The sequence below is a fragment of the Paractinoplanes tereljensis genome (assembly GCF_016862435.1).
In the GTDB taxonomy this organism is placed as follows: Bacteria; Actinomycetota; Actinomycetes; order Mycobacteriales; family Micromonosporaceae; genus Actinoplanes; species Actinoplanes tereljensis.
Genome location: NZ_BOMY01000034.1, coordinates 232435 through 251376 on the forward strand (window position 1 = coordinate 232435; position 18942 = coordinate 251376).

General features: G+C 70.9%; 17 protein-coding genes and 1 pseudogene. 10 read left to right on the forward strand and 8 right to left on the reverse strand.

The features are described 5' to 3' along the window. Positions 1-56: 56 nt before the first annotated feature. Positions 57-422, forward strand: coding sequence for a hypothetical protein (locus Ate02nite_RS26190; protein ID WP_203810051.1), 366 nt, complete (start codon positions 57-59; stop codon positions 420-422). Here Ate02nite_RS26190 and Ate02nite_RS26195 read toward each other — a convergent pair. Next, complete coding sequence (locus Ate02nite_RS26195) at positions 352-702, reverse strand: hypothetical protein (protein WP_203810053.1); 351 nt, start codon at positions 700-702, stop codon at positions 352-354. The two genes, Ate02nite_RS26190 and Ate02nite_RS26195, sit on opposite strands and share 71 nt — an antisense overlap. Before the next feature lie 134 nt (positions 703-836). Here Ate02nite_RS26195 and Ate02nite_RS26200 point away from each other — a divergent pair, with 134 nt between their 5' ends. Next, the gene (locus Ate02nite_RS26200; protein WP_239147700.1) at positions 837-1706 is read left to right on the forward strand and encodes an alpha/beta fold hydrolase; all 870 of its coding nucleotides are present in this window, start codon (positions 837-839) and stop codon (positions 1704-1706) included. Here the strand turns inward: Ate02nite_RS26200 and Ate02nite_RS26205 are convergent. After that, positions 1703-2320: an HAAS signaling domain-containing protein gene (locus Ate02nite_RS26205; protein ID WP_203810057.1), complete on the reverse strand. Its 618-nt coding sequence runs from the start codon at positions 2318-2320 to the stop codon at positions 1703-1705. The genes Ate02nite_RS26200 and Ate02nite_RS26205 overlap by 4 nt on opposite strands. A 212-nt stretch (positions 2321-2532) precedes the next feature. Here Ate02nite_RS26205 and Ate02nite_RS26210 point away from each other — a divergent pair, with 212 nt between their 5' ends. Next, on the forward strand, positions 2533-3417 hold the full coding sequence (locus Ate02nite_RS26210; protein ID WP_203810059.1) for an ABC transporter substrate-binding protein: 885 nt from the start codon (positions 2533-2535) through the stop codon (positions 3415-3417). 744 nt (positions 3418-4161) lie between these two features. Here Ate02nite_RS26210 and Ate02nite_RS26215 read toward each other — a convergent pair. Next, positions 4162-4929, reverse strand: a complete 768-nt coding sequence (locus Ate02nite_RS26215) for a CDP-alcohol phosphatidyltransferase family protein (RefSeq protein WP_239147701.1) — start codon at positions 4927-4929, stop codon at positions 4162-4164. A 111-nt stretch (positions 4930-5040) separates the two neighbouring features. Here Ate02nite_RS26215 and Ate02nite_RS26220 point away from each other — a divergent pair, with 111 nt between their 5' ends. From Ate02nite_RS26220 to Ate02nite_RS26245, 5 genes are all read left to right on the forward strand, one after another. After that, positions 5041-6015 carry a zinc-dependent alcohol dehydrogenase gene (locus Ate02nite_RS26220; RefSeq protein WP_203810061.1) on the forward strand — a complete coding sequence of 325 codons (975 nt, stop codon included), beginning with the start codon at positions 5041-5043 and terminating at the stop codon, positions 6013-6015. A gap of 3 nt (positions 6016-6018) precedes the next feature. Further along, positions 6019-6417, forward strand: coding sequence for a 6-pyruvoyl trahydropterin synthase family protein (locus tag Ate02nite_RS26225; RefSeq protein WP_203810063.1), 399 nt, complete (start codon positions 6019-6021; stop codon positions 6415-6417). Beyond that, positions 6414-7736: a glycosyltransferase family 4 protein gene (locus Ate02nite_RS26235; protein WP_239147702.1), complete on the forward strand. Its 1323-nt coding sequence runs from the start codon at positions 6414-6416 to the stop codon at positions 7734-7736. The genes Ate02nite_RS26225 and Ate02nite_RS26235 overlap by 4 nt, the downstream gene beginning before the upstream one ends. Before the next feature lie 599 nt (positions 7737-8335). Continuing rightward, positions 8336-9103 carry a class I SAM-dependent methyltransferase gene (locus tag Ate02nite_RS26240; RefSeq protein WP_203810065.1) on the forward strand — a complete coding sequence of 256 codons (768 nt, stop codon included), beginning with the start codon at positions 8336-8338 and terminating at the stop codon, positions 9101-9103. 60 nt (positions 9104-9163) lie between these two features. Continuing rightward, complete coding sequence (locus tag Ate02nite_RS26245) at positions 9164-10198, forward strand: lysylphosphatidylglycerol synthase transmembrane domain-containing protein (RefSeq protein ID WP_203810067.1); 1035 nt, start codon at positions 9164-9166, stop codon at positions 10196-10198. A gap of 24 nt (positions 10199-10222) precedes the next feature. Here the strand turns inward: Ate02nite_RS26245 and Ate02nite_RS26250 are convergent, their stop codons facing one another. Further along, positions 10223-10915, reverse strand: a complete 693-nt coding sequence (locus Ate02nite_RS26250) for a RibD family protein (RefSeq protein ID WP_203810069.1) — start codon at positions 10913-10915, stop codon at positions 10223-10225. 164 nt (positions 10916-11079) lie between these two features. Here Ate02nite_RS26250 and Ate02nite_RS26255 point away from each other — a divergent pair, with 164 nt between their 5' ends. Both Ate02nite_RS26255 and recQ read left to right on the forward strand, forming a co-directional pair. Further along, positions 11080-11721 (forward strand): GTP cyclohydrolase II, encoded by a 642-nt coding sequence (locus Ate02nite_RS26255; RefSeq protein WP_203810071.1) that lies wholly within the window; start codon positions 11080-11082, stop codon positions 11719-11721. A 146-nt stretch (positions 11722-11867) separates the two neighbouring features. After that, positions 11868-13661, forward strand: a pseudogene (recQ, locus tag Ate02nite_RS26260) (DNA helicase RecQ); the annotation flags it as partial. Positions 13662-14329: 668 nt separating this feature from the next. Here recQ and Ate02nite_RS26265 read toward each other — a convergent pair. From Ate02nite_RS26265 to Ate02nite_RS26280, 4 genes are all read right to left on the reverse strand, one after another. Further along, the gene (locus tag Ate02nite_RS26265) at positions 14330-14503 is read right to left on the reverse strand and encodes a hypothetical protein (protein WP_203810073.1); all 174 of its coding nucleotides are present in this window, start codon (positions 14501-14503) and stop codon (positions 14330-14332) included. A 116-nt stretch (positions 14504-14619) separates the two neighbouring features. Further along, on the reverse strand, positions 14620-15555 hold the full coding sequence (locus Ate02nite_RS26270) for a phosphotransferase (protein WP_203810075.1): 936 nt from the start codon (positions 15553-15555) through the stop codon (positions 14620-14622). A 465-nt stretch (positions 15556-16020) separates the two neighbouring features. After that, positions 16021-17838, reverse strand: a complete 1818-nt coding sequence (locus tag Ate02nite_RS26275) for a HoxN/HupN/NixA family nickel/cobalt transporter (protein ID WP_203810077.1) — start codon at positions 17836-17838, stop codon at positions 16021-16023. Further along, complete coding sequence (locus tag Ate02nite_RS26280; protein WP_203810079.1) at positions 17835-18884, reverse strand: DUF3500 domain-containing protein; 1050 nt, start codon at positions 18882-18884, stop codon at positions 17835-17837. Before Ate02nite_RS26280 ends, Ate02nite_RS26275 begins: the two co-directional genes overlap by 4 nt. Positions 18885-18942 lie beyond the last annotated feature (58 nt).

The window sequence follows — 18942 nt, forward strand, 5'->3', positions numbered from 1 at the left end:
GCCCGTTCCGTACGGTGGTTACCCAGAGCAACGGTTGACTCACGCTGGAGGATCCCATGCGTCGTGCCGCTGTCTTCGTCGCCGCTCTTGTCGCGGCCCTCTGGATCGCATCCCCCGCCCAGGCGTTCGCCCACAACAACGTCCACAACACCTACCTGCACGCCGTTCTCGACGCGCTCACCCTGGTGGTGGTGTCCGCGCCGGTCTGGACGGCGCTGCTGTGGGCCGGCGGCCGCCGGTGGTGGCTGGCCGCGCTGATCGCGGTCGTGCAGATACCGGTCGCGGTGATCGGGTTCGTGCCGATCGCGAACCCCTACCTGCACCTGACACTCTTCGTGATCGCCATCGGCCTCACCGCGGTGTCCCTGCGGATCGTCCGCCAGCAGGCTCGGGCCGAGGTTCCCGCAGCCACTGTCCGTTAGGCGCCCGGACGGCCAGGCCGACGACCGCGGCCTGGCCGTCCCGGATCAGCTGCACGTCGGGGCAGCCGTCGGCGGCCGGGTGCCACCCGTCCCGCCCCCGCACGGCGTTGTGCCGGCAGTGCTCCTCATCGGCGTAACCCCAGGCCCGCAGGATCTCCCGGTCGCCGATGAAGTAACAGCCGACCGTCGCGGTGCGACCGTCCTCGTCGCGGTGAAAATACGAGGCGCGCAGCCCCGGCACCGGCACGCCCTCGAACGGCGCATCGTCCTGAGTGCGCACAAGCGAAAAATCTGAAATGTCGGGAATCACGCCCGTATCTAACCGGAACCGGTTAAGGAAATCTCAAGCATCCCGAACGTGGCGGTGATCGAGTTTTAACCTGGCTGTCAAGTGTGATGCCGGACAATGGACCGATGGTGGCGGAGACCTTCCCGGTGAACGGAATCGAACTCTGCGTCGAGACCTTCGGGGAGCCGCCCGATCCCGCCGTGCTGCTCATCGCGGGCGGGGCCAGCTCGATGGACTGGTGGGAGGACGAATTCTGCCGCCGCCTCGCCGCGGCCGGCCGGTTCGTGATCCGCTACGACCACCGGGACACCGGCCGCTCGACCTCGTTCCCACCGGGCGACCCGCCCTACTCCGGAGTGGACCTGGCCCACGACGCGCTCGGCGTGCTCGACGCCCTGGGCGTCCACAAGGCGCACGTGGTCGGCCTGTCGATGGGCGGAGCCCTGGCTCAGCGGATCGCCACCGAACGCCCGCACCGGGTGCTGTCACTGACCCTGATGTCCACCACGATCGGCGCCACCCCAGACGCCGACTCGGTCTCCGGCCCCGGTTCGCCGGTCGCCACCACCGACCGCGACATCGCCGAGATGCCCGACTGGACCGACCGCAAGTCGTCGGTCGAGCGCATGATCACCGCGACCAGGACGCTGGGCGGCCTGTTCACCGCCGACGACGCGCACCTGCGCCGGCTGGCCGAACGGGTCTTCGACCGCACCAACGACATGGCCGCCACCCAGCTCAACCACTGGTGCTGCCCGACCGGCCCGGCGCCCCGCCAGCCGCTGTGCGGGATCACCGCCCCCACCCTGATCATGCACGGCACCGCCGACCCGATGTTCCCGGCCGCGCACGCGCACGCCCTGGCCGCCGAAATCCCCGGCAGCCGCCTGGTGTGGCTGGAGGGCGTCGGCCACGAGTTCCCACCGGCCGCCGTCTGGCAGCAGGTGATCGACGAGATCACCGGCCACGCCGCCCGCGGCCGCCAGCCCGCTTAGCTCTGTCGCAGGCGCAGCCCGGCCACCAGGATGCCGCCGGCGAACAGCGAGCCCATGGTCATCGCCAGATAGATCAGCAGCAGGTCGAACGCACTGCCGAACGCCATCGTGGAGAGCAGCACGGTCAGCACGAACCCGGCCGCCACCGACCCGAGGGTGACCGTCCAGGCGGCCGCCTTCTGCGCCAGCGTCCAGTGCGGCGACGCGGTGGCCAGCAGCATCCCGGCGAACGGCGAGATCACCGGCAGCACGAACGCCCCCGCGGTCAGCATCGCGACCGCGGTGTACTCGGCCGGTCCGCCCCCGGTGCGCACCGGCGGCACGGGCGGCGGCGGGGGCGGCGGAAGGACCAGGGCCGGCAGCCGTACGTGCGGGGGAAGCGAACCTCTTCGCATCGCCGCGACCAGGTCCTCGGGCGGCCCTAACCGCCGCACGATGGCCTCGGCGTCCTCGAGCGGGGAAACCGCCGCGACCCGGCGGGCGGCGATGTAGTCGGCCACCGTGTTCATCAGTTCGTCGCGCTGGTCCGGCGAGAGATCCTCGCTCTGCGCCCACAGCGCGGCCAGATAGTCCAGGACGATCACGTCGGTGTGGGCGAGCGGTGCGGTGGTCATGTTCTTCCCCCATGCTGGTCCGGCGGGTAGGCACAGCATCGGCTCCGAGCGATCCGCACCGCATCCGCCCGGGGACCGAATCAGCGAACCCGTCTGCAACTTTCGGCCGATTCCACTCACGTTCGGCGAGGCCCGGGCGATGTGGTTCCGGCGTAGGGAAGGGGCGGCGATCGCGGTGGGGGCCGCGGTCGCCGTCAGGGCAAGATGGGCGCATGCGCCTGGTCTCCCTGCTGCCGTCCGCGACCGAGATCGTCTATGCGCTGGGCCTGGGCGACGACCTGGTCGGCGTGACCTTCGAGTGCGACGAGCCACCCGCGGCCCGCACCGAGAAGACGGTGGTGGTCGGCGGCCGCGACACCCGGGACATGTCCCCGGCGGCGATCGACGCCTACGTGAAACAGCAGATGGCCGCGGGTGCCGACCTCTACACCCTGCACGCGGGCGCGCTGGCCGCGCTGGCGCCCGACCTGATCCTGACCCAGGACCTCTGCCGAGTCTGCGCGCTGCCCTCCGACCACGTCGACGAGGCCCTGGACCACCTGGGTTGCCGAGCCGACGTGCTCTCCCTCGACCCCTATTCGCTGGATGAGGTCTTCGACACGTTCCTGCGGGTGGGTGCCGCGGCAGGCGTACCGGAAAGGGCTTCGTCCCTGGTCACGGCCCTGCGCCGGCGTCTGGCCGCGGTGGCGTCGGCCGTGGCCGGCCGTCCGCGGCCGAGAGTCGCGCTGGTGGAATGGGTAGATCCGCCGTTCACCGCCGGCCACTGGGTGCCCGACCTGGTGACGGCGGCAGGCGGCGATCCGGTCGCGGCCCGCGCCGGCGCCCGCTCGGTCCAGATCTCCTACGCCGATCTGGCCGCCGCCAACCCCGACATCGTGGTCGTCACCCCCTGCGGTTTCCACCTGTCCGGCGCCGCTTCGCAGGCCGCCACGGTGGTGCCGCACTTCCCGAACGCCCAGGTCTGGGCGATCGACGGCGACGCCTTGATCGTCCGCCCCGGCCCCCGCCTGGTAGCCGGCGTCGAGGCCTTGGCGGCCATCTTCCACCCCGACGCGGTGCCGGCTCCGCCGCCAACAGCAATAGCCCGAATCGCCTAACGCCAGGCCGTTCTCTCACGCATTTTTTCAGTACGCCGTCGGACCAGTCCCCTGCTCCACAGTTCCCGCTGAGCGACACTCACCCTCCGCGCGCCCGCTGCGGGCGGGCCCGCCCCCTCCGCTTACCCACCACCCGGTCACACCGCCCGCCACGCACGGTCACGTCCGCTGGCGCGTGGTCGCATCCGCTGGCCTGGGGGTCGCATCCGCCGGCGTGCGTCGCGGCCGCCGGCGTAAGTCGCGGCCGCGGCCGCCGGCGTGGTGCAAGAGGCGGCCCGCACCCGCCCCAACCGCGACCCGCCGGTCCTACTCACCGCCGGGCAGGCCACCAGCGGCACCAGACCTGGCCCGGCCGATAGACCGAGAGGCCCAGCGGGGCGTTTTGACAGTTTATGCGAAGCTTGCGGCCGGAGATCCATCCAGCAATTTTCAGATCTTGGAACGGTAGGGCACTCAGCGGGTATTGGAATCGACAACTTCGATGTGATCGACCTGCGCTTGCCGGACAAAAACGGCATATCGCGGCCTCGGGTTCATGATGTGGGAGCGTCGTCCACCAAGTGGGACGGAGATCCACGATGCGGCATGGCCCCTCCGGGTCGGAGGGCTGCCAGCATGCGAGAGACCGGTGCCGGGCCGTTCCTTCCAGATGGCACTGGTCGTGGCCGAGCCAGCAGACCGCCCACTGCCGCCCGGCCGACTCAGGCAACCGCGCGACTCCGGCAGCCAGGCGACCGAGGCGGCTCAGGCGGCCAGGACGGGCTGGCGGGCCGGGGCCGACCAGCGCTCGCGGGCCGCGGCCCGCACCCGGGAGGCCCGGTAGAGCCAGAGCGAGTCCCGGCCGAACGACCAGGTCAGCGTGCCGAGGGCGATCGCCAGGGCGGCCACCGCCAGCAGGTGCGGGAGCAGGTTGGCGGTGACCAGGGCGAGCACGATGCCCTGCAGCGCGGCGACGACCTTGCGGGAGAACCGGTACGGCAGGGCCGCGTTCAGCCAGGGCAGCGCCCACGAGGCGGCGACGAAAACGTACCGGTAAGCGCCGAGGGCGACCGTCCACCAGCCGAAGCGGTCACCGGCGTACACGCTCAGGACCAGGATCAGGAACGCGTCGATCTCCATGTCGAACCGGGCACCCAGCGCCGTGGTGTTGCCGGTGCGCCGGGCCACCTGCCCGTCCACCCCGTCCAGGGCGAGAGCCACGCCGGCCACCGCGACCAGCGCCGGCGTGCTGACCGGATGCGCGAACGACGTCACCACCAGGGCGGTCACCCCGCCGACCAGCAGCGCCCGGCTGAGCGTCACCACGTTGGCCGGGCCCATCCGGGTCATCCCGGCCCGCTGCAGGCCGACCGCGAGAAGAATGCAGAGCACGAGGCCGTACGCGGTGCCGGCGACCAGGCCGGCCGGGGTGAGCCCGAGCGTCACGGCCAGCGCGACCAGCAGGACGAGCTGGGCGGCCAGGCCGGTCATCGGGCCGCGTGCGGGCGCCGACGGGGTCGCTGCGAGTGTCACCGTGCCTCCAGTGCAAGATCGGCTGCGTAGTGTTGCCGCTGTCAGCGCTTAACACGAGCAGCGGCGGCGATCGGTTCACCAGGTTGATTCACCAGGTTGAGGAGACAGCCCATGTCGGGTGACGCACAGGCGTTCTGGCTGGCCTCGCCCGGGCAGGGCGAGATCCGTTCGTCCACGCTGCCGGTGCCCGGCCGCGACGACGTGGTGGTCCGCACTCTCCACACCGGGGTGAGTCGCGGCACCGAGACGCTGGTCTTCACCGGCGCCGTCCCGGAGACCCAATGGGCGTCGATGCGGGCTCCCTTCCAGGAGGGGGACTTCCCGTCCCCGGTCAAGTACGGCTACCTGAACGTCGGTGTCGTCGAACACGGTCCGGCTTCGCTGCTGGGCCGAACCGTTTTCTCCCTTTACCCACATCAGACGCGATATGTCGTGCCGGCCGCCGCGGTCACCGTCGTGCCCGACGGCGTACCCGCACATCGCGCCGTGCTGGCCGGCACGGTGGAGACCGCGGTCAACGCGCTCTGGGACGCCGCCCCGCTGATCGGCGACAAGATCGCGGTGGTCGGCGGCGGCATGGTCGGTTGCTCGGTCGCCGCGATCGCGGCGACGATTCCCGGCGTACGCGTGCAGTTGGTTGATGTTGATTCGTCCCGCGCGGCCGTCGCGGATGCACTCGGCGTTGCATTTGCGCACCCGGCCGACGCTTCGGGCGACTGCGACATCGTGATCCACGCCAGCGCCACCTCGGCCGGCCTGACCAGGTCGCTCGAGCTGCTGGCCCACGAGGGCACCGTCGTCGAGCTGAGCTGGTACGGCGACAAGCAGGTCAGCGTCCCGCTCGGCGAATTTTTCCACGCCCGCCGGTTGACGATTCGCAGCAGCCAGGTGGGGAACATCGTTCCCGGACGTCGCCGCACCTACGCCGACCGGCTGGCGCTGTCCCTGGATCTGCTCGCGAACCCCAAGTTCGAGGCTTTGATCACCGGAAGGACCGAGTTCGCCGATCTGCCCGACGTGATGCCGCGGATCGCGGACGGTAGCCTTCCCGCCCTCTGCCACGTGATCGACTACCCCGAGGAGTAGCACTTGTTCAGCGTCACCGTCCGCGACCACATCATGGTCGCCCACAGCTTCACCGGCGAGGTCTTCGGCCCGGCCCAGAAGCTGCACGGCGCCACGTTCGTGATCGACGCGACCTTCCGCCGCCCCGAGCTGGACGACGACAACATCGTGGTGGACATCGGCCGCGCGCTAGACGAGCTGCGCACCATCTGCAGCGCCCTGAGCTACCGCAACCTGGACGACGAGGACGCCTTCAAGGGCATCAACACGTCCACCGAGTTCCTGGCCAAGGTCATCGCCGACCGCCTGGCCGACAAGGTGGCCTCCGGCGACCTGGGCGCGGGTGCCGCCGGCCTGACCAGCATCTCGGTGACCTTGCACGAGTCCCACGTGGCCTGGGCAAGCTACGAGCGCACTCTGTGAGTAGCCCGCTCTGGGCGGTGCTGCCGGGCGGCATTGACGACCCGGCAGCCCCCAGCGGCGGAAACCGCTACGACCGAGAACTCCTAACCCGCCTAGCGGCCACCCCCACCACCCACAGCGACGCGAGCAGCGCGAGCAGCGCGAGCACCGCCCGCGATCTTGTGGAATTCCCGCCACCACCCAGCGCCACCTCCACAAGATCACAGGCCAGCGCGGACAGCGCGAGCACCGCCCGCGATCTTGTGGAGTTCGGGCCGCCACCCAGCGCTAACTCAGCAAGATCGCAGGCCGGCGAGAGCAATCGCGGTCACGCGCGAGATCTAGTGGACTTCCTGCCACCACCCGGCGCCAACTCCACAAGATCGCGAGGCGGCGAGGATCGCGCGGATGCGTCCGCGGTGCGGGATGTGCACGAGATCGCTATTGGCGGCTCCTGGCCGGTCCCGGCCGCGCCGGCGCGCGCCGCACTAGATCGCGCCCTCCGCGACATTCCGGACAAGTCCGATGTGCTCATTGACGGGCTGGTCGCCTGCGGGGTGCCGGAGCTTCTCGAGCCGCACCGGCACCGGCTTCGCCTGATCGTGCTGGTCCATCTGCCGCTGAGCGATGAAACCGGCCTCGATGCCGCCGAGGCCGCACGGCTGCGCGAGAAGGAACGCGCGACGCTGCACCTCGCCACCCGGGTGATCGCCACCAGCAACGCCGCCGCCCAGCGCATTTCCGACATGCACGACCTGACCGATGTCGCGGTCGCGGTGCCGGGCGTCGACCCCGCTCCCCTGGCTGCCCCCTCGGCGGACGGCGGCCGGCTGCTCTGCGTCGCCGCGGTCACCCCGCGCAAGGGCCAGGATCTGCTGGTCACGGCCCTGGAGCTGGATCTCGCCGAGCTGAGCTGGAGCTGCACGTTCGTCGGCGCGCTGATCCGCCCGGTCGCGCACACCAGCGCGAACATCCGCTTCACCGGCCCAAAGGCCGGCGTCGACCTGGACGCCGCCTACGCGAACGCGGACCTCTTCGTCCTCCCGTCGCGCGCCGAGACCTACGGCATGGTGGTCACCGAGGCCCTGGCCCGCGGCCTCCCGGTGCTCGCCACCGACGTCGGCGGCGTCGCCGAGGCCCTGGGCCACGCCCCGGACGGCACCCTCCCCGGCTTCCTGATCCCCCCGGACGACCCGACTGCGCTGGCCGCCGCGCTACACCGCTGGCTGACCGAGCCAGCGCTGCGCGCCGAGCTGCGCGCCTCCGCCGCCGCCCGCCGCGAAACACTCCCGACCTGGACCGACACCGCCCGCCACATCAGCGCAGCGCTGAACGCATGACACCCACCCCCGCCGCGGGCTTAGCCCGCCGCCCAAGCCGCCGCGGGCTCAGCCTGCCGCCCGAACCGCCGCGCGCTCAGCCCGCGGCCCGCACAAGCCACGCGCTCGGCCCGGCGCGGCCTCAACCCGCCACCCAAACGGCGCACGCTCAGCCCGCCGGCCAAACCCGCCGCTGGCTCAGGCCGCCACCCCCGCTGCCGCGGGCTCAGCCAGCCGCCCGAAACCGCTGCGGGCTCAGCCCGCGGCCCGCACAAGCCACGCGCTCGGCTCGCCGCGGCCTCAACCCGCCACCCAACGGCGCACGCTCAGCCCGCCGGCCAAACCCGCCGCTGGCTCAGGCCGCCACCCCCGCTGCCGCGGGCTCAGCCAGCCGCCCGAAACCGCCGCGGGCTCGGCCCACAGCCCGCACAAGCCGCGCGGTCGGCGTGACGCCGTGGCCGTTGTGCGCTTGGCGTCACACGCATCGCGGGCGGCTCGCTCAACGCGGGCGAGGACAGCAACGTGTTGACCGTCAACACGACATCAACACGTCAACACGTTTGCGTGGACGTCAATGTTGATTCAGTCAACATGAAACCGACGACCCTAGGAGAGACTGCATGACCGGAGAGTTCAGTGAGACCTGGCTGGGGCTGCGTGAGCCCGCTGACGCCGCTGCCCGCGCCGATGACCTCGTTGCCCTGGTGCCGGGGCCAGTCCGGACTATCCGGGACCTCGGCTGCGGCACCGGGTCGCTTGGGCGGTGGCTCGCGCCGCAGCTGAGCGGGCCGCAGCACTGGGTGATGGCCGACCGGGATCCCGTGCTGCTGGAGTACGCGGCGGCGAACATGCCGTTCGAGGGCGTGACCGTGGAGACCGCGCTGGGTGACGTGACTGAGCTCACCGCGGCCGACCTGGAAAACACCGACCTGGTCACCTGCTCGGCGCTGCTCGATCTACTCACCGAGGACGAGATTACCAACCTCGCCGCGGTCTGCGCGGCCTCGGCTACGCCGGCGCTGTTCACGCTGTCGGTGGCCGGAACTGTGACCCTGGAGCCCGCCGACCCGGCCGATGCCGACGTCGAGGCGGCGTTCAACGCGCACCAGCGCCGGACCGTCGGCGGGCGGCGGCTGCTCGGGCCGGACGCGCCGGCGGCGGCCGTGGCCGCGTTCGAGAAGGCAGGTGCGACGGTCGTCACTCGACCGAGTCCGTGGCGGCTGGGCGAAGAACTACCGGAACTGACCGCCGAATGGCTGCGCGGATGGGTGGGTGCGGCCGCCGAGCAGGGGCCTGACCTGGGACTCGACCGTTATCTGCAGGGGCGGCTCGATCAGCTTCCAAAAGTAACGGTCGGACATGTCGATCTTTTAGCGATCTTCGGCTGAACCCTTTCGGTCCGTCCCGGCGTACTAGGGGAGGACGGGCGAACAGAGGGGGACGGCGAAGTGACGCGATCGATCTGGCCATGGCTGCGGCTGCTCGGCGGAGCGGCGATCCTCGCAGTGCTGCTGTGGCGGCTCGGCACCGGCGCGTTCCTCGACGGGCTCCGGGTGATCGACGCTCCGGCGCTGGTCGCCGCGTTCACGATCGGTGTGGTCACCACCGTGTTCAGCGCGTGGCGATGGTGTCTCGTCGCTCGCGGGCTCGGCCTGCGGCTGTCGCTACGCGGTGCGATCGCCGATTACTACAAGGCGCTGTTCCTCAACGCGGCCCTGCCGGGCGGCGTGATCGGCGACGTCGACCGCGCGGTCAAGCACGGCCGGGACGAGGGTGACGTCGCGAAGAGCGTCCGGGCGGTGGTTCTGGAGCGTACGGCCGGGCAGATCGTCCTGATCGGTGTCGGCGTGACCGTTCTGGTGACCGTACCCTCGCCGGTTTTGACGCTTTTGGACAAGCACGGCGCGGTGGCCGCGACGATCGGCCTGGCCGTCGCCGCCGCCGGCGTTCTTGTTCTTGTCGCCTGCCGCCGGCTGCGGCAGGGCGGCTCCCGGGTGGCCTCGGCCGTGCGCACCACGCTCAGTGAGATCCGCACCGGGTTGCTCGCCCGCCGTAACTGGCCGGGCATCACGCTCGCCTCGACCGTCGTGCTGGCCGGGCACCTGGCCACCTTCGTGGTCGCGGCCCGCGCGGCCGGCTCGGAGGCCGCGCTGCTCAAGCTGGCCCCGCTGATGCTGCTCGCGCTGCTGGCGATGTCGCTGCCGCTGAACATCGGCGGCTGGGGTCCCCGCGAGGCGGTCACCGCGTGGGCGTTCGGCGCGGCCGGCCTCAGCGCCTCGCAGGGCCTCACCATCGCGGTCGTCTACGGCGTCTTCGCCTTCGTCGCGGCCCTTCCGGGCGCGATCGTGGTGCTGGCCCGGGCCGTCACGCGGGTCCGGGTGGTGGCCGCGACCCATGCCGTACGGGCGGCCGCCCCCGTTTCCCCGGCCGTCGGTTACGCCGTGCCGCAGGAGCGGCGCGAGCTCGTCCGCACCGGCGCGTGATCGCTGGTGTTGTTCACCCCACCGTTACTCGTCCTGGAACCGGTCGGAAAGGGCGTACCGCAGCAGCACCACGTCGCCGATCTGCCGCACCCCGGCCAGCCGGGCCCGGTGGCCGGGGCCCCAGGGGAAATCGCCGTCGCTGACGAACCGGGGCGCCCGGGAGTCACCGACGAAGAACGGGGCGACGACCAGCTGCAACTCGTCGGCGAGACCGGCGGTGAGGAACTGGGTGTGCATGCTTCCGCCGCCCTCGACCATGAGCCGGCGCACCCCGCGAGCGGCCAGGTCGGTCATGACGAAGGCCAGGTCGACCGGGTCGCCGCCGTCGACGATGGTGGCGACCTCGCCGAGCCGGTCGCGGGCCGAGCCGACCGCGGCGCTGGCGCAGTAGACGAGCTTCTCGACGTCACCGAGGGCGAAGAACCGGGCGGCCGGGTCGATCCCGCAGCTGCCGGTCACCGTGACCTTCAGTGGGTGTGGCGCCTCGCCACGCGTCACCCGCGCCTGCTGGCGCTCGGCCGAGCGGATCATCAGCCGCGGGTCGTCCTGGCGGATCGTGTTGGACCCGACCAGGATCGCGTCGCAACCGGCCCGCACCTCGTCGACCCGGTCGAAATCGGCGTCGTTGGACAGCATGAGCCGGTCCTGCGCGGCGTCGTCGAGGTAGCCGTCGATGGACATGCCGCAGCTCAAGAGCGTGTAAGGACGATCAACCACCGATGACGCCTCCAGTCGAGCGACGATCGTCACCCCGGTCGAACAGTTGCGTCCAACATAATCCGGGCCACGATTACAGACACATTCGCGGTCTGTTGCGTTGTGGTCACCTCGACAGCGGGCATAGCGGATCAGCGGGGAAACAACGAGGAGGACCGATAGCGATGATGAAGGCCACGGTGCGTCAGCAGGTTACTGTGCCGCTGCGCTTCACGGATGGATACACCACCCCGGCCCGGGTGATGACCTTCGACGGGCTGGTGGACGGCAAGGAGCACATCGCTCTCGGCCTGGGTGACTGGCAGCGGGCGCTGACCAAGTCGGCGGCCGGCGGCCGGGCGCCGCTGGTGCGGCCGCACAGCGAGTGCATGACCGGTGACGTTTTCGGGTCGCTGCGCTGCGACTGCGGGCCACAACTGCGCGAGGCGGTGGAGCGGATCGCCGAGCAGGGCGGCTTCCTGCTCTACCTGCGCCAGGAGGGCCGCGGCATCGGGCTGTACGCCAAGCTGGACGCGTACGCGCTGCAGGACTCGGGCCTGGACACCTACGAGGCGAACGTGGCGCTCGGGCACGGCGAGGACGAACGCGACTACTCGGCGGCGGCGCAGATGCTGTTCGCGGTGGGGGCCGACCGGGTGCGGCTGCTGTCCAACAACCCGGACAAAGCGCTCCAGCTGGAGAAGTGCGGCATCGACGTCACTCAGCAGATCCCGACCGGGGTGCACATGTCGGCGGCCAACGTGCGTTACCTGGCCACCAAGGCGACGCACACCTCGCACACGATCGAGCTGCCGCTCGCCGAGTAGGAGACCGGGGAGGCGTGACAGCACGCTTCCCCGGCGTACGCCCAATGGGTTGAAGTTTGGGGTTTGCTCGGGTTATCCACAGGCTCCGGCAAAGTGTCGGCCGTTCCCTCTAACATCGCGGGGTGACTTCGGCCCTCTCCCCCGCCATGGACGTCCTCAACCGCGTGTTCGGCTACCCCGACTTCCGGGGCAGCCAGCGCGACATCATCGAGCACGTGATCGGCGGCGGCGACGCCCTGGTGCTGATGCCCACCGGCGGCGGCAAGAGTCTGTGCTATCAGATCCCGGCCCTGGTCCGGCCGGGCACCGGGGTGGTCATCTCGCCGCTGATCGCGCTGATGCAGGACCAGGTCGACGCGCTGCGCACCCTCGGCGTGCGGGCCGGCTTCCTCAACTCCACGCAGGACCGGTCCGAGCGGCAGGTGGTCGAGGCCGAGTTCGTCAACGGCGAGCTCGACCTGCTGTACGTGGCACCCGAGGGCCTCGGCGTCGCCAACACCCAGCGGCTGCTCGACCGCGGCAAGATCTCGCTGTTCGCGATCGACGAGGCACACTGCGTGTCGCAGTGGGGACACGACTTCCGCCCCGACTACCTGGGCCTGTCGATGCTGCACGAGCGCTGGCCGGACGTGCCGCGGATCGCGCTGACCGCGACCGCGACCAGTGCCACCCGCACCGAGATCGCGACCCGGTTGCAGCTGACCGACGCCCGGCACTTCACTCAGAGCTTCGACCGCCCCAACATCCAGTACCGCATCGCCCCCAAGAACGAACCCCGCAAGCAGCTGCTCGACCTGCTGCGATCCGAGCACCCCGGCGACTCCGGCATCGTCTACTGCCTGTCCCGGGCGTCGGTCGACAAGACCGCCGAGTTCCTCGCGCAGAACGGCATTCCGGCGCTGCCCTACCACGCCGGTCTCGACTCGCGGGTGCGCGCCGCCAACCAGTCCCGCTTCCTCCGGGAAGATGGCCTGGTCATGGTCGCGACGATCGCCTTCGGCATGGGCATCGACAAGCCCGATGTCCGCTTCGTCGCCCACCTCGACCTGCCCAAGTCGGTCGAGGGCTACTACCAGGAGACCGGCCGGGCCGGCCGCGACGGCCAGCCGTCCACGGCCTGGCTGGCCTACGGCCTGCAGGACGTCGTCCAGCAACGCAAGATGATCGAGAGCTCGGACGGCGACGCCGCCCACCGCCGTAACGCCTCCCAGCACCTGGACGCGATGCTCGCCCTCTGCGAGACGGTCACCTGCCGGCGAGCCCAGCTCCTGGCCTACTTCGGCCAGCGCGACGAGGCCGGCAGCTGCGGCAACTGCGACACCTGCCTGGCCCCGCCGGAGTCCTGGGACGGCACCGTCCCCGCGCAGAAATTGCTGTCCACGGTCCTGCGGTTGCAGCGTGAGCGGGGCCAGAAGTTCGGCGCCGGCCAGTCCATCGACATTCTGTTGGGCAAGCAGACCGACAAGGTGCAGCAGTTCCGGCACGACGAGCTGAAGGTCTTCGGCATCGGCGCCGACCTGCGCGACCAGGAGTGGCGCGGGGTGGTCCGGCAGCTGCTGGCCGCGGGTTATCTGGCGGTCGAGGGCGAATACGGCACTCTGGTGCTGACCGAGACCAGCGCCGAAGTGCTGCGTGGCGGCGTCAAGGTGATGATGCGGCGCGAGGCCCCCCAGCAGCGGGTCCGCACCCCACGCACCCGGGCCGGCGCGTCGCCCGCGGCCGCTGCCCCCGACTTCCCGGCCGAGGCGGCCCCCGACTTCGAACGGCTGCGCGCCTGGCGGGCGGCGACGGCCAAGGAGCAGGGCGTCCCCGCCTACGTCATCTTCCACGACGCCACGTTGCGGGCGATCGCCGCGCTGCGGCCGACGACGCTGGCCCAGCTGGGCACGGTGAGCGGCGTGGGCCAGAGCAAGCTGACCAAGTTCGGCCAGCCGGTCCTGGACCTGTTCCAGGGCGTTCCGCCGACCGCCCCGGCCGGCTCGCCCGTCGCCGGACCTCCCGCGGCCGCGCCTGCGGTGTCCGGTTCCACTGCGGCCGCGCCCACCGCGGCCGGCTCCACCGCGGCCGCGGTCACCGTGCCCGGATCCGGTGCAGCTGCGCCTACCCCGGCCGGAACCAATGGGGCCGCGCCAAGCCCGGCCAGGTCCGGGGCGGCCTTGGCCGGATCCAACGCGGCCCGGTCTGGTGTGGCTGCTCTCGCTGCGGCTGAATCCGGCGCACGCAGGTCCGGGGCTACGGCTGGGCCCGGCGATGCCAGGCCCGCCTCTTCTCATTCCGGGGCGCCGCAACAGCGGATTGCGGACGAGCCGTTGTTCTTCGGCGACGAGGAGGAGCCGCCGGAGGATGAACCGCCGTACGACCCCTACTACGACGGCTGAGCCCGGCGACTACGTTGCCGCTGGTCGCTTCGCGGCCAGCGGGCCCAACTGCTGGCCAGCAGGCCGGCGGCGAAAACGGCACGGCTGGATCTTGAGGACTTCCCGCGCGGGCCGAACGCCATTTCGACAAGGTCGTGATGGGGTGGGCGAGCGCCGACGGGATATAGGCGTCATATCGCCTTTGTCGGCTGCGGCTGGTGCGGGGTGGGCCTTCCGGAATCGGCGAGCGATCAGATGAGCGTCGCCGGCTGGCAGAGGACCTCGCCGCTCTCCCGGTCGCGGCACAGGTACTCGCCGCCGTCGTGCACCCAGCCCCACAGTTCGTCGAGGACGAGCTGTTCGGAGCAATGCAGACATCGCGGCGTCGCCTGGTTGCCGGTTGATGCGTCCGCCAGATCCTGCACTTTGAGTGCCTCCCCGTGTTTCGTGCGGCGCACCGTCCATGGTCCACTCGCAACGTCAGGCGCTTAGAGATACCGGTGGTGTCCAGGTCCCGCCAACCGCTGAATGAACAATTTTTTCAAACCACCGCACCGTCCATGTCGGTGATCAGCCGGGTCACCAGCGGGCGCAAGGCCGCTGACCTGGCCCGACGCCAGGTGGAGATGCTCGGCATGACGGTGTCCGGCACGGTCGCGGCCCGGATGCACCACATCCCCGCCAGCCCCACGACGAAGCGCGACGCCTCGGGCGGGAGCGTCCGCAACAACCGGTACGCGCGATCCGTCGCGGCTTCCGGACCGAGGACGTGCCCGGTGGCAACCACGTCCGCCGCCAGCTGGGCGAGATCGATCCACGAAGCACCAGCCGCCGCGTACGCCCAGTCGACCAGCACCGCGGTCCCGTCTCGCCCGTCGACTGTGGTGTTGTCGAGGCGGATGTCCCGGTGGACCAGGGCGTCGCCAGTTGTCCAGCGTTCCCACCCGGCCACCACCTCGGCGGCCGGTCCCGCGTGGGCCGCCTCCCAGTCGTCCGCCGCGCCGAGGTCGAGCAGGCGGGTCCAGCCGTCGAAGTCGAAGATGCGCTGGGCCACCGGAGGCAGGGCCGTCGGGGCCCGGTGCCCGCTCGCAGTCCGGCATGCCTGCGCGACGGCCGCGATGGAGGCGTCGGTCCAGGTCGGCGCGGTCGCCCCGCCGGCCCAGGTGGTGGCCAGGGCGATCCACGGCCCATGTTCGACGGTGGCGAGACGCCGGGGCGCCGGCACCGACTCCGGAAGGACGTCCAGGATCCCGGACTCCTGCCGGATCATCCGGTGGTTGTGCGCCCGGACCTGCGCGGACACGGCTTTGACGAAAACCTGCCGCCCGTCGCCCAGCCGCAGGCCCGCAGCCGGCCCCGGCGACATGCCACCGTGCAGATCCACATGATCAGCGATCTCCGAACCGAGCGCCTCGGCGACGGCAATCCGCACCGGCTCCGGCGTGTCAGCCCAAGCGGCCCGAGGCGTAAATGTCACGAACCGGATCGTATGCCGACCACGCACGCCCCACCGCCCGCGCACGCCCACCGCCGGCACGCACGCTCCATCCCCGATCGCGAGCAGCACCCAGGTTGCCGTCGCGCTACGGACTACCGCGGCCCTGACCAGCTACGACAGCCACCGCCCCGGTGCCCAACGCACACCGCCTGGTGCTCACAGCCCGCCGCCCGGCACCCGAGGCCCGGCACCCGAGGCCCGCCATCCGGTGCCCGAGGCCCGACCGAGGCCCGGGGCCTGCCATCCGGGGCCCGAGGCCCGCCACCCGGCACCAGATCTAGCTGAGTTGCTGTTCGGACCGGACAGAAGGTCCACAAGATCGCGGCGCTGGTGCACCGCCGCAGAGCGATGCGGACGCTTTGGGCGTTTAGCCGGATGACTTGTCCAGATGGGGGCCGCCGTGCAGGCATCGATCTTGGATCTGACACCGACGAGCTTCCCGCGTCACCGGGTGCGGAATATCAGGCCGGCGCCGAGAGCGACGACGACCACCGCGCTGATCAGAGGCAGGTAGCGGGCCCATCGGGCCGGGGCGCCGGTCTGGAAGCGTCCGGACAGCGCTGCAAACGTCCGGGCTCGGACCAGCAGGACGCCGATGCTGATCAGGACGGCGGCGAGGCCGACGCTGAACGACAGGATCAGCAGCATCCCGACGGCGATGTGACCGAGTCCGACCGCCAGGATCATCACGCCGAGCGCCTCCGGGCACGGCACCAGCCCACCGGCGACGCCGAGCGCCACCACCGACCCGAGCCCGACTCGCCGCCCAGCCGGGCCAGGTCCGCGGGCATCTCCCCGATCGTCCCCGTGCTCGTGGCAGCGCTCTGGTTCCTCGTCATGGCTGTGCGCGGGCTCCAGTTCGGAGCTGTGGCCGTCCGCCTGCTCCAGGCCGTGACCGTCGCGGAGCGCAGTCTTCAGGGCGTGACCGTCGCTGTGCGTAAGCACCACGCCCTGGCCAGGTCCGACCGCTGACTTCAGCCCATGGTCATGGCCGTCCGCTGACTCCGTCCCGCGTCCGTCGCCGTGCGCGAGCTTCGAGCCCCGGCCACGGCTGTGCGCAGGACCCAGGTCATGACCGTGGGTGTGGTCGTGTCCGTGGCTGTGAGTGTGACCGTGGCCGTGAGTGGGGTCGGGGTGCGAGGACCAGGGCAGAGCGGAGCGGCGCTGCCAGAGCAGGCGCAGGCCCAAGCCCAGCACCAACAGACCCGAGGTCAGTTCCAGGGCGGGGACCAGGAGGTCTGGCACCGCGAAGTGGCTTGCCAGCAATGCCACCGCGCCGATTGCCAGCACCGATGACGTGTGGGTCACGGTTACCGAAACGCCTAGGGCGAGAGCATCACGGACTCGGCCGCCGCTGCCTACCAAGTAGGCCGCCATCATGGTCTTGCCATGGCCCGGCGTCAGCGCGTGGAACGCTCCCAGCACCATGGCCAGGCCCAGGGCGGCCGGCGTCAGCCAGATCGAGCGGGACGGGTCCTGCAACATCGACAGCAAGCGCTCGACGCCCCAGCCGCTGCCGGCCGGCGCGGTGGCCGTCGGCTGTCGCCCGCCGCGCGCCGCCAGGCCCGCCGCCGCAGGTGCCGGAGCCAGGCCCGTCGCCGCAGGCCCCGCCAGGCCCGTCGCCGCGGGCCCCACCGGGTCTGTCGCTGCAGCGGCCGGCGGGTCAGTCGCCGCGGGTGCCGGGGATTCGCCGACTGTGAAGACCGTGCGCACCTCGCGCTGGGCCTCGTCGTGATTCTGAGTGCCTACCGTGATGGGGGCGTTCTTCGGGGCCAGGACCACCGCCTCGTACTGCGGCTTCGGTGGGATGAAGTCGTTGCGGTAGAACAGCGCGTGGTCACCCACGGCCGGTGACAAGGGGGACGTGGCCGTGACGTGCAGAACTCCGTACCCGGCCTTGGTCTGGGGGTAAGTCGGCAGCTCGACCGACGCCAGCGTGAGCGACATCGGGGTCTCATCGATGCGCAGGGTCAGTTTTGCCAGCAGGTGAGCGGCGTAATCGCGGCCCTCGGCCGACGAGAACTCGCCGTCGCCGTCGGCGTCCAGGGCGGCGATGAAGTCGGGCGCCACCAGCACGCCGGCGGCCAGCATTACCTCGACGGTGACGGAGGAGGAAGAAACCGTCACATACGACGTCTGGCGGGAGATGTCCAGCGGGTGTGCCCACGCGGCGGACGCTGGCAGCAGGATCAGGGCGATCGCCGCGAAGGACGCCAGGAGCGGCGCCCTCCACGGCCGACGGCCCGGGGCCGTTTTCGTCATCCGGTGATCGCTGCGCCGTAGTCGTTCTGCGGGTCGCGGTAGATGCCGTGGATGTGGTTCGCGGCGGTACCGCCCATCGCCTGCGGGGAGTACTCGATGATCACTCGCGGGCCGGTGACCCGGAAGTAGGAGTTGCCCGCGCTGGTCTGCGGGCCGTACCAGGCGAAGTAGGTCTGGTCCAAGGTCGCCTGGATCTCGGCCAGGCGGCCGGCCGCGTCCTCGGTGTTGACCAGATTTGCATAACCGCTGATCAGGGTTAACAGCTGGGTCTTCTGCGCGGCGGTGAGCGCCGAGCCGGCGATGCCCTCGTAGGACGGTGCCCGGCTGTCCTGGCCGGGACCATAGAGCAGATCGATGTAGGTGCTCCCCCGCACCGCCTGCGCCTTCTGCGCCGTCGTGAGCGAGCTGAGCAGGGCGTACGCCGAGGTCCAGATGTCGCCGAGCGGCTTCACGGTGGCGCCGCTGCTGGTGTAACTGGCCGGCTGGGCGCCGATGAAGCTCGGATAGAGGGCCACCTCGGTGCCGGAGATCGTGGCGTTGACGGTCACGTGGTGGCCGCCCCACTGCCACTGCCACGGGGTGGTCGCGGACGGGGTGCCGATCAGCGCGATCCAGTAGTACTGCTGGCCGTACTGCAGGCCACCACCACTGGCGAGCTGGTCGTCGGCGGCCCATTCTTGCCGGACCCGGGTGTAACCGGCCGGGCTGAGGGTGACCTGCATGACCGCCAGCCAGGCGTTCTTCTGGGCGGTGGTGAGGTTGCCCCACATCAGACCGGACCGGGTGTAGAGACCCTGCGGCAGGTTGGACCACTTCTTCTTCTGGGTGGTGTTGGTCCAGGCGAACTGCACCGCGGTCTTCTGCGCGGCGGTGAGGGTGGCGAGGAACGCGTTGGTGGCGGCGACGATCGCCGGGGTGGTGTCGGCCACCGCCGCGGCCGTCACCGCCTCGGAGGCCGGAGTGGACGCGAAGGCGCTGGTGGTGGCGCCTCCGGTGACCAGCGCGAGGGTCACGCCGGTGGCGATGAGAGCGGATCTTCTTCGCACGTGGGATGGCCCTTCGGACGAGGAAACGCATTCATGATGGTGAATGCAGGTCCGACAA

Excerpts from the sequence above, each read along its gene's own strand:
- Ate02nite_RS26205 (WP_203810057.1), bottom strand. The coding sequence starts at position 2,320 with ATGACCACCGCACCGCTCGCCCACACCGACGTGATCGTCCTGGACTAT.
- Ate02nite_RS26240 (WP_203810065.1), top strand. The coding sequence starts at position 8,336 with ATGACCGGAGAGTTCAGTGAGACCTGGCTGGGGCTGCGTGAGCCCGCT.
- Ate02nite_RS26190 (WP_203810051.1), top strand. The coding sequence starts at position 57 with ATGCGTCGTGCCGCTGTCTTCGTCGCCGCTCTTGTCGCGGCCCTCTGG.
- Ate02nite_RS26200 (WP_239147700.1), top strand. The coding sequence starts at position 837 with ATGGTGGCGGAGACCTTCCCGGTGAACGGAATCGAACTCTGCGTCGAG.
- Ate02nite_RS26210 (WP_203810059.1), top strand. The coding sequence starts at position 2,533 with ATGCGCCTGGTCTCCCTGCTGCCGTCCGCGACCGAGATCGTCTATGCG.
- Ate02nite_RS26220 (WP_203810061.1), top strand. The coding sequence starts at position 5,041 with ATGTCGGGTGACGCACAGGCGTTCTGGCTGGCCTCGCCCGGGCAGGGC.
- Ate02nite_RS26255 (WP_203810071.1), top strand. The coding sequence starts at position 11,080 with ATGATGAAGGCCACGGTGCGTCAGCAGGTTACTGTGCCGCTGCGCTTC.
- Ate02nite_RS26275 (WP_203810077.1), bottom strand. The coding sequence starts at position 17,838 with ATGACGAAAACGGCCCCGGGCCGTCGGCCGTGGAGGGCGCCGCTCCTG.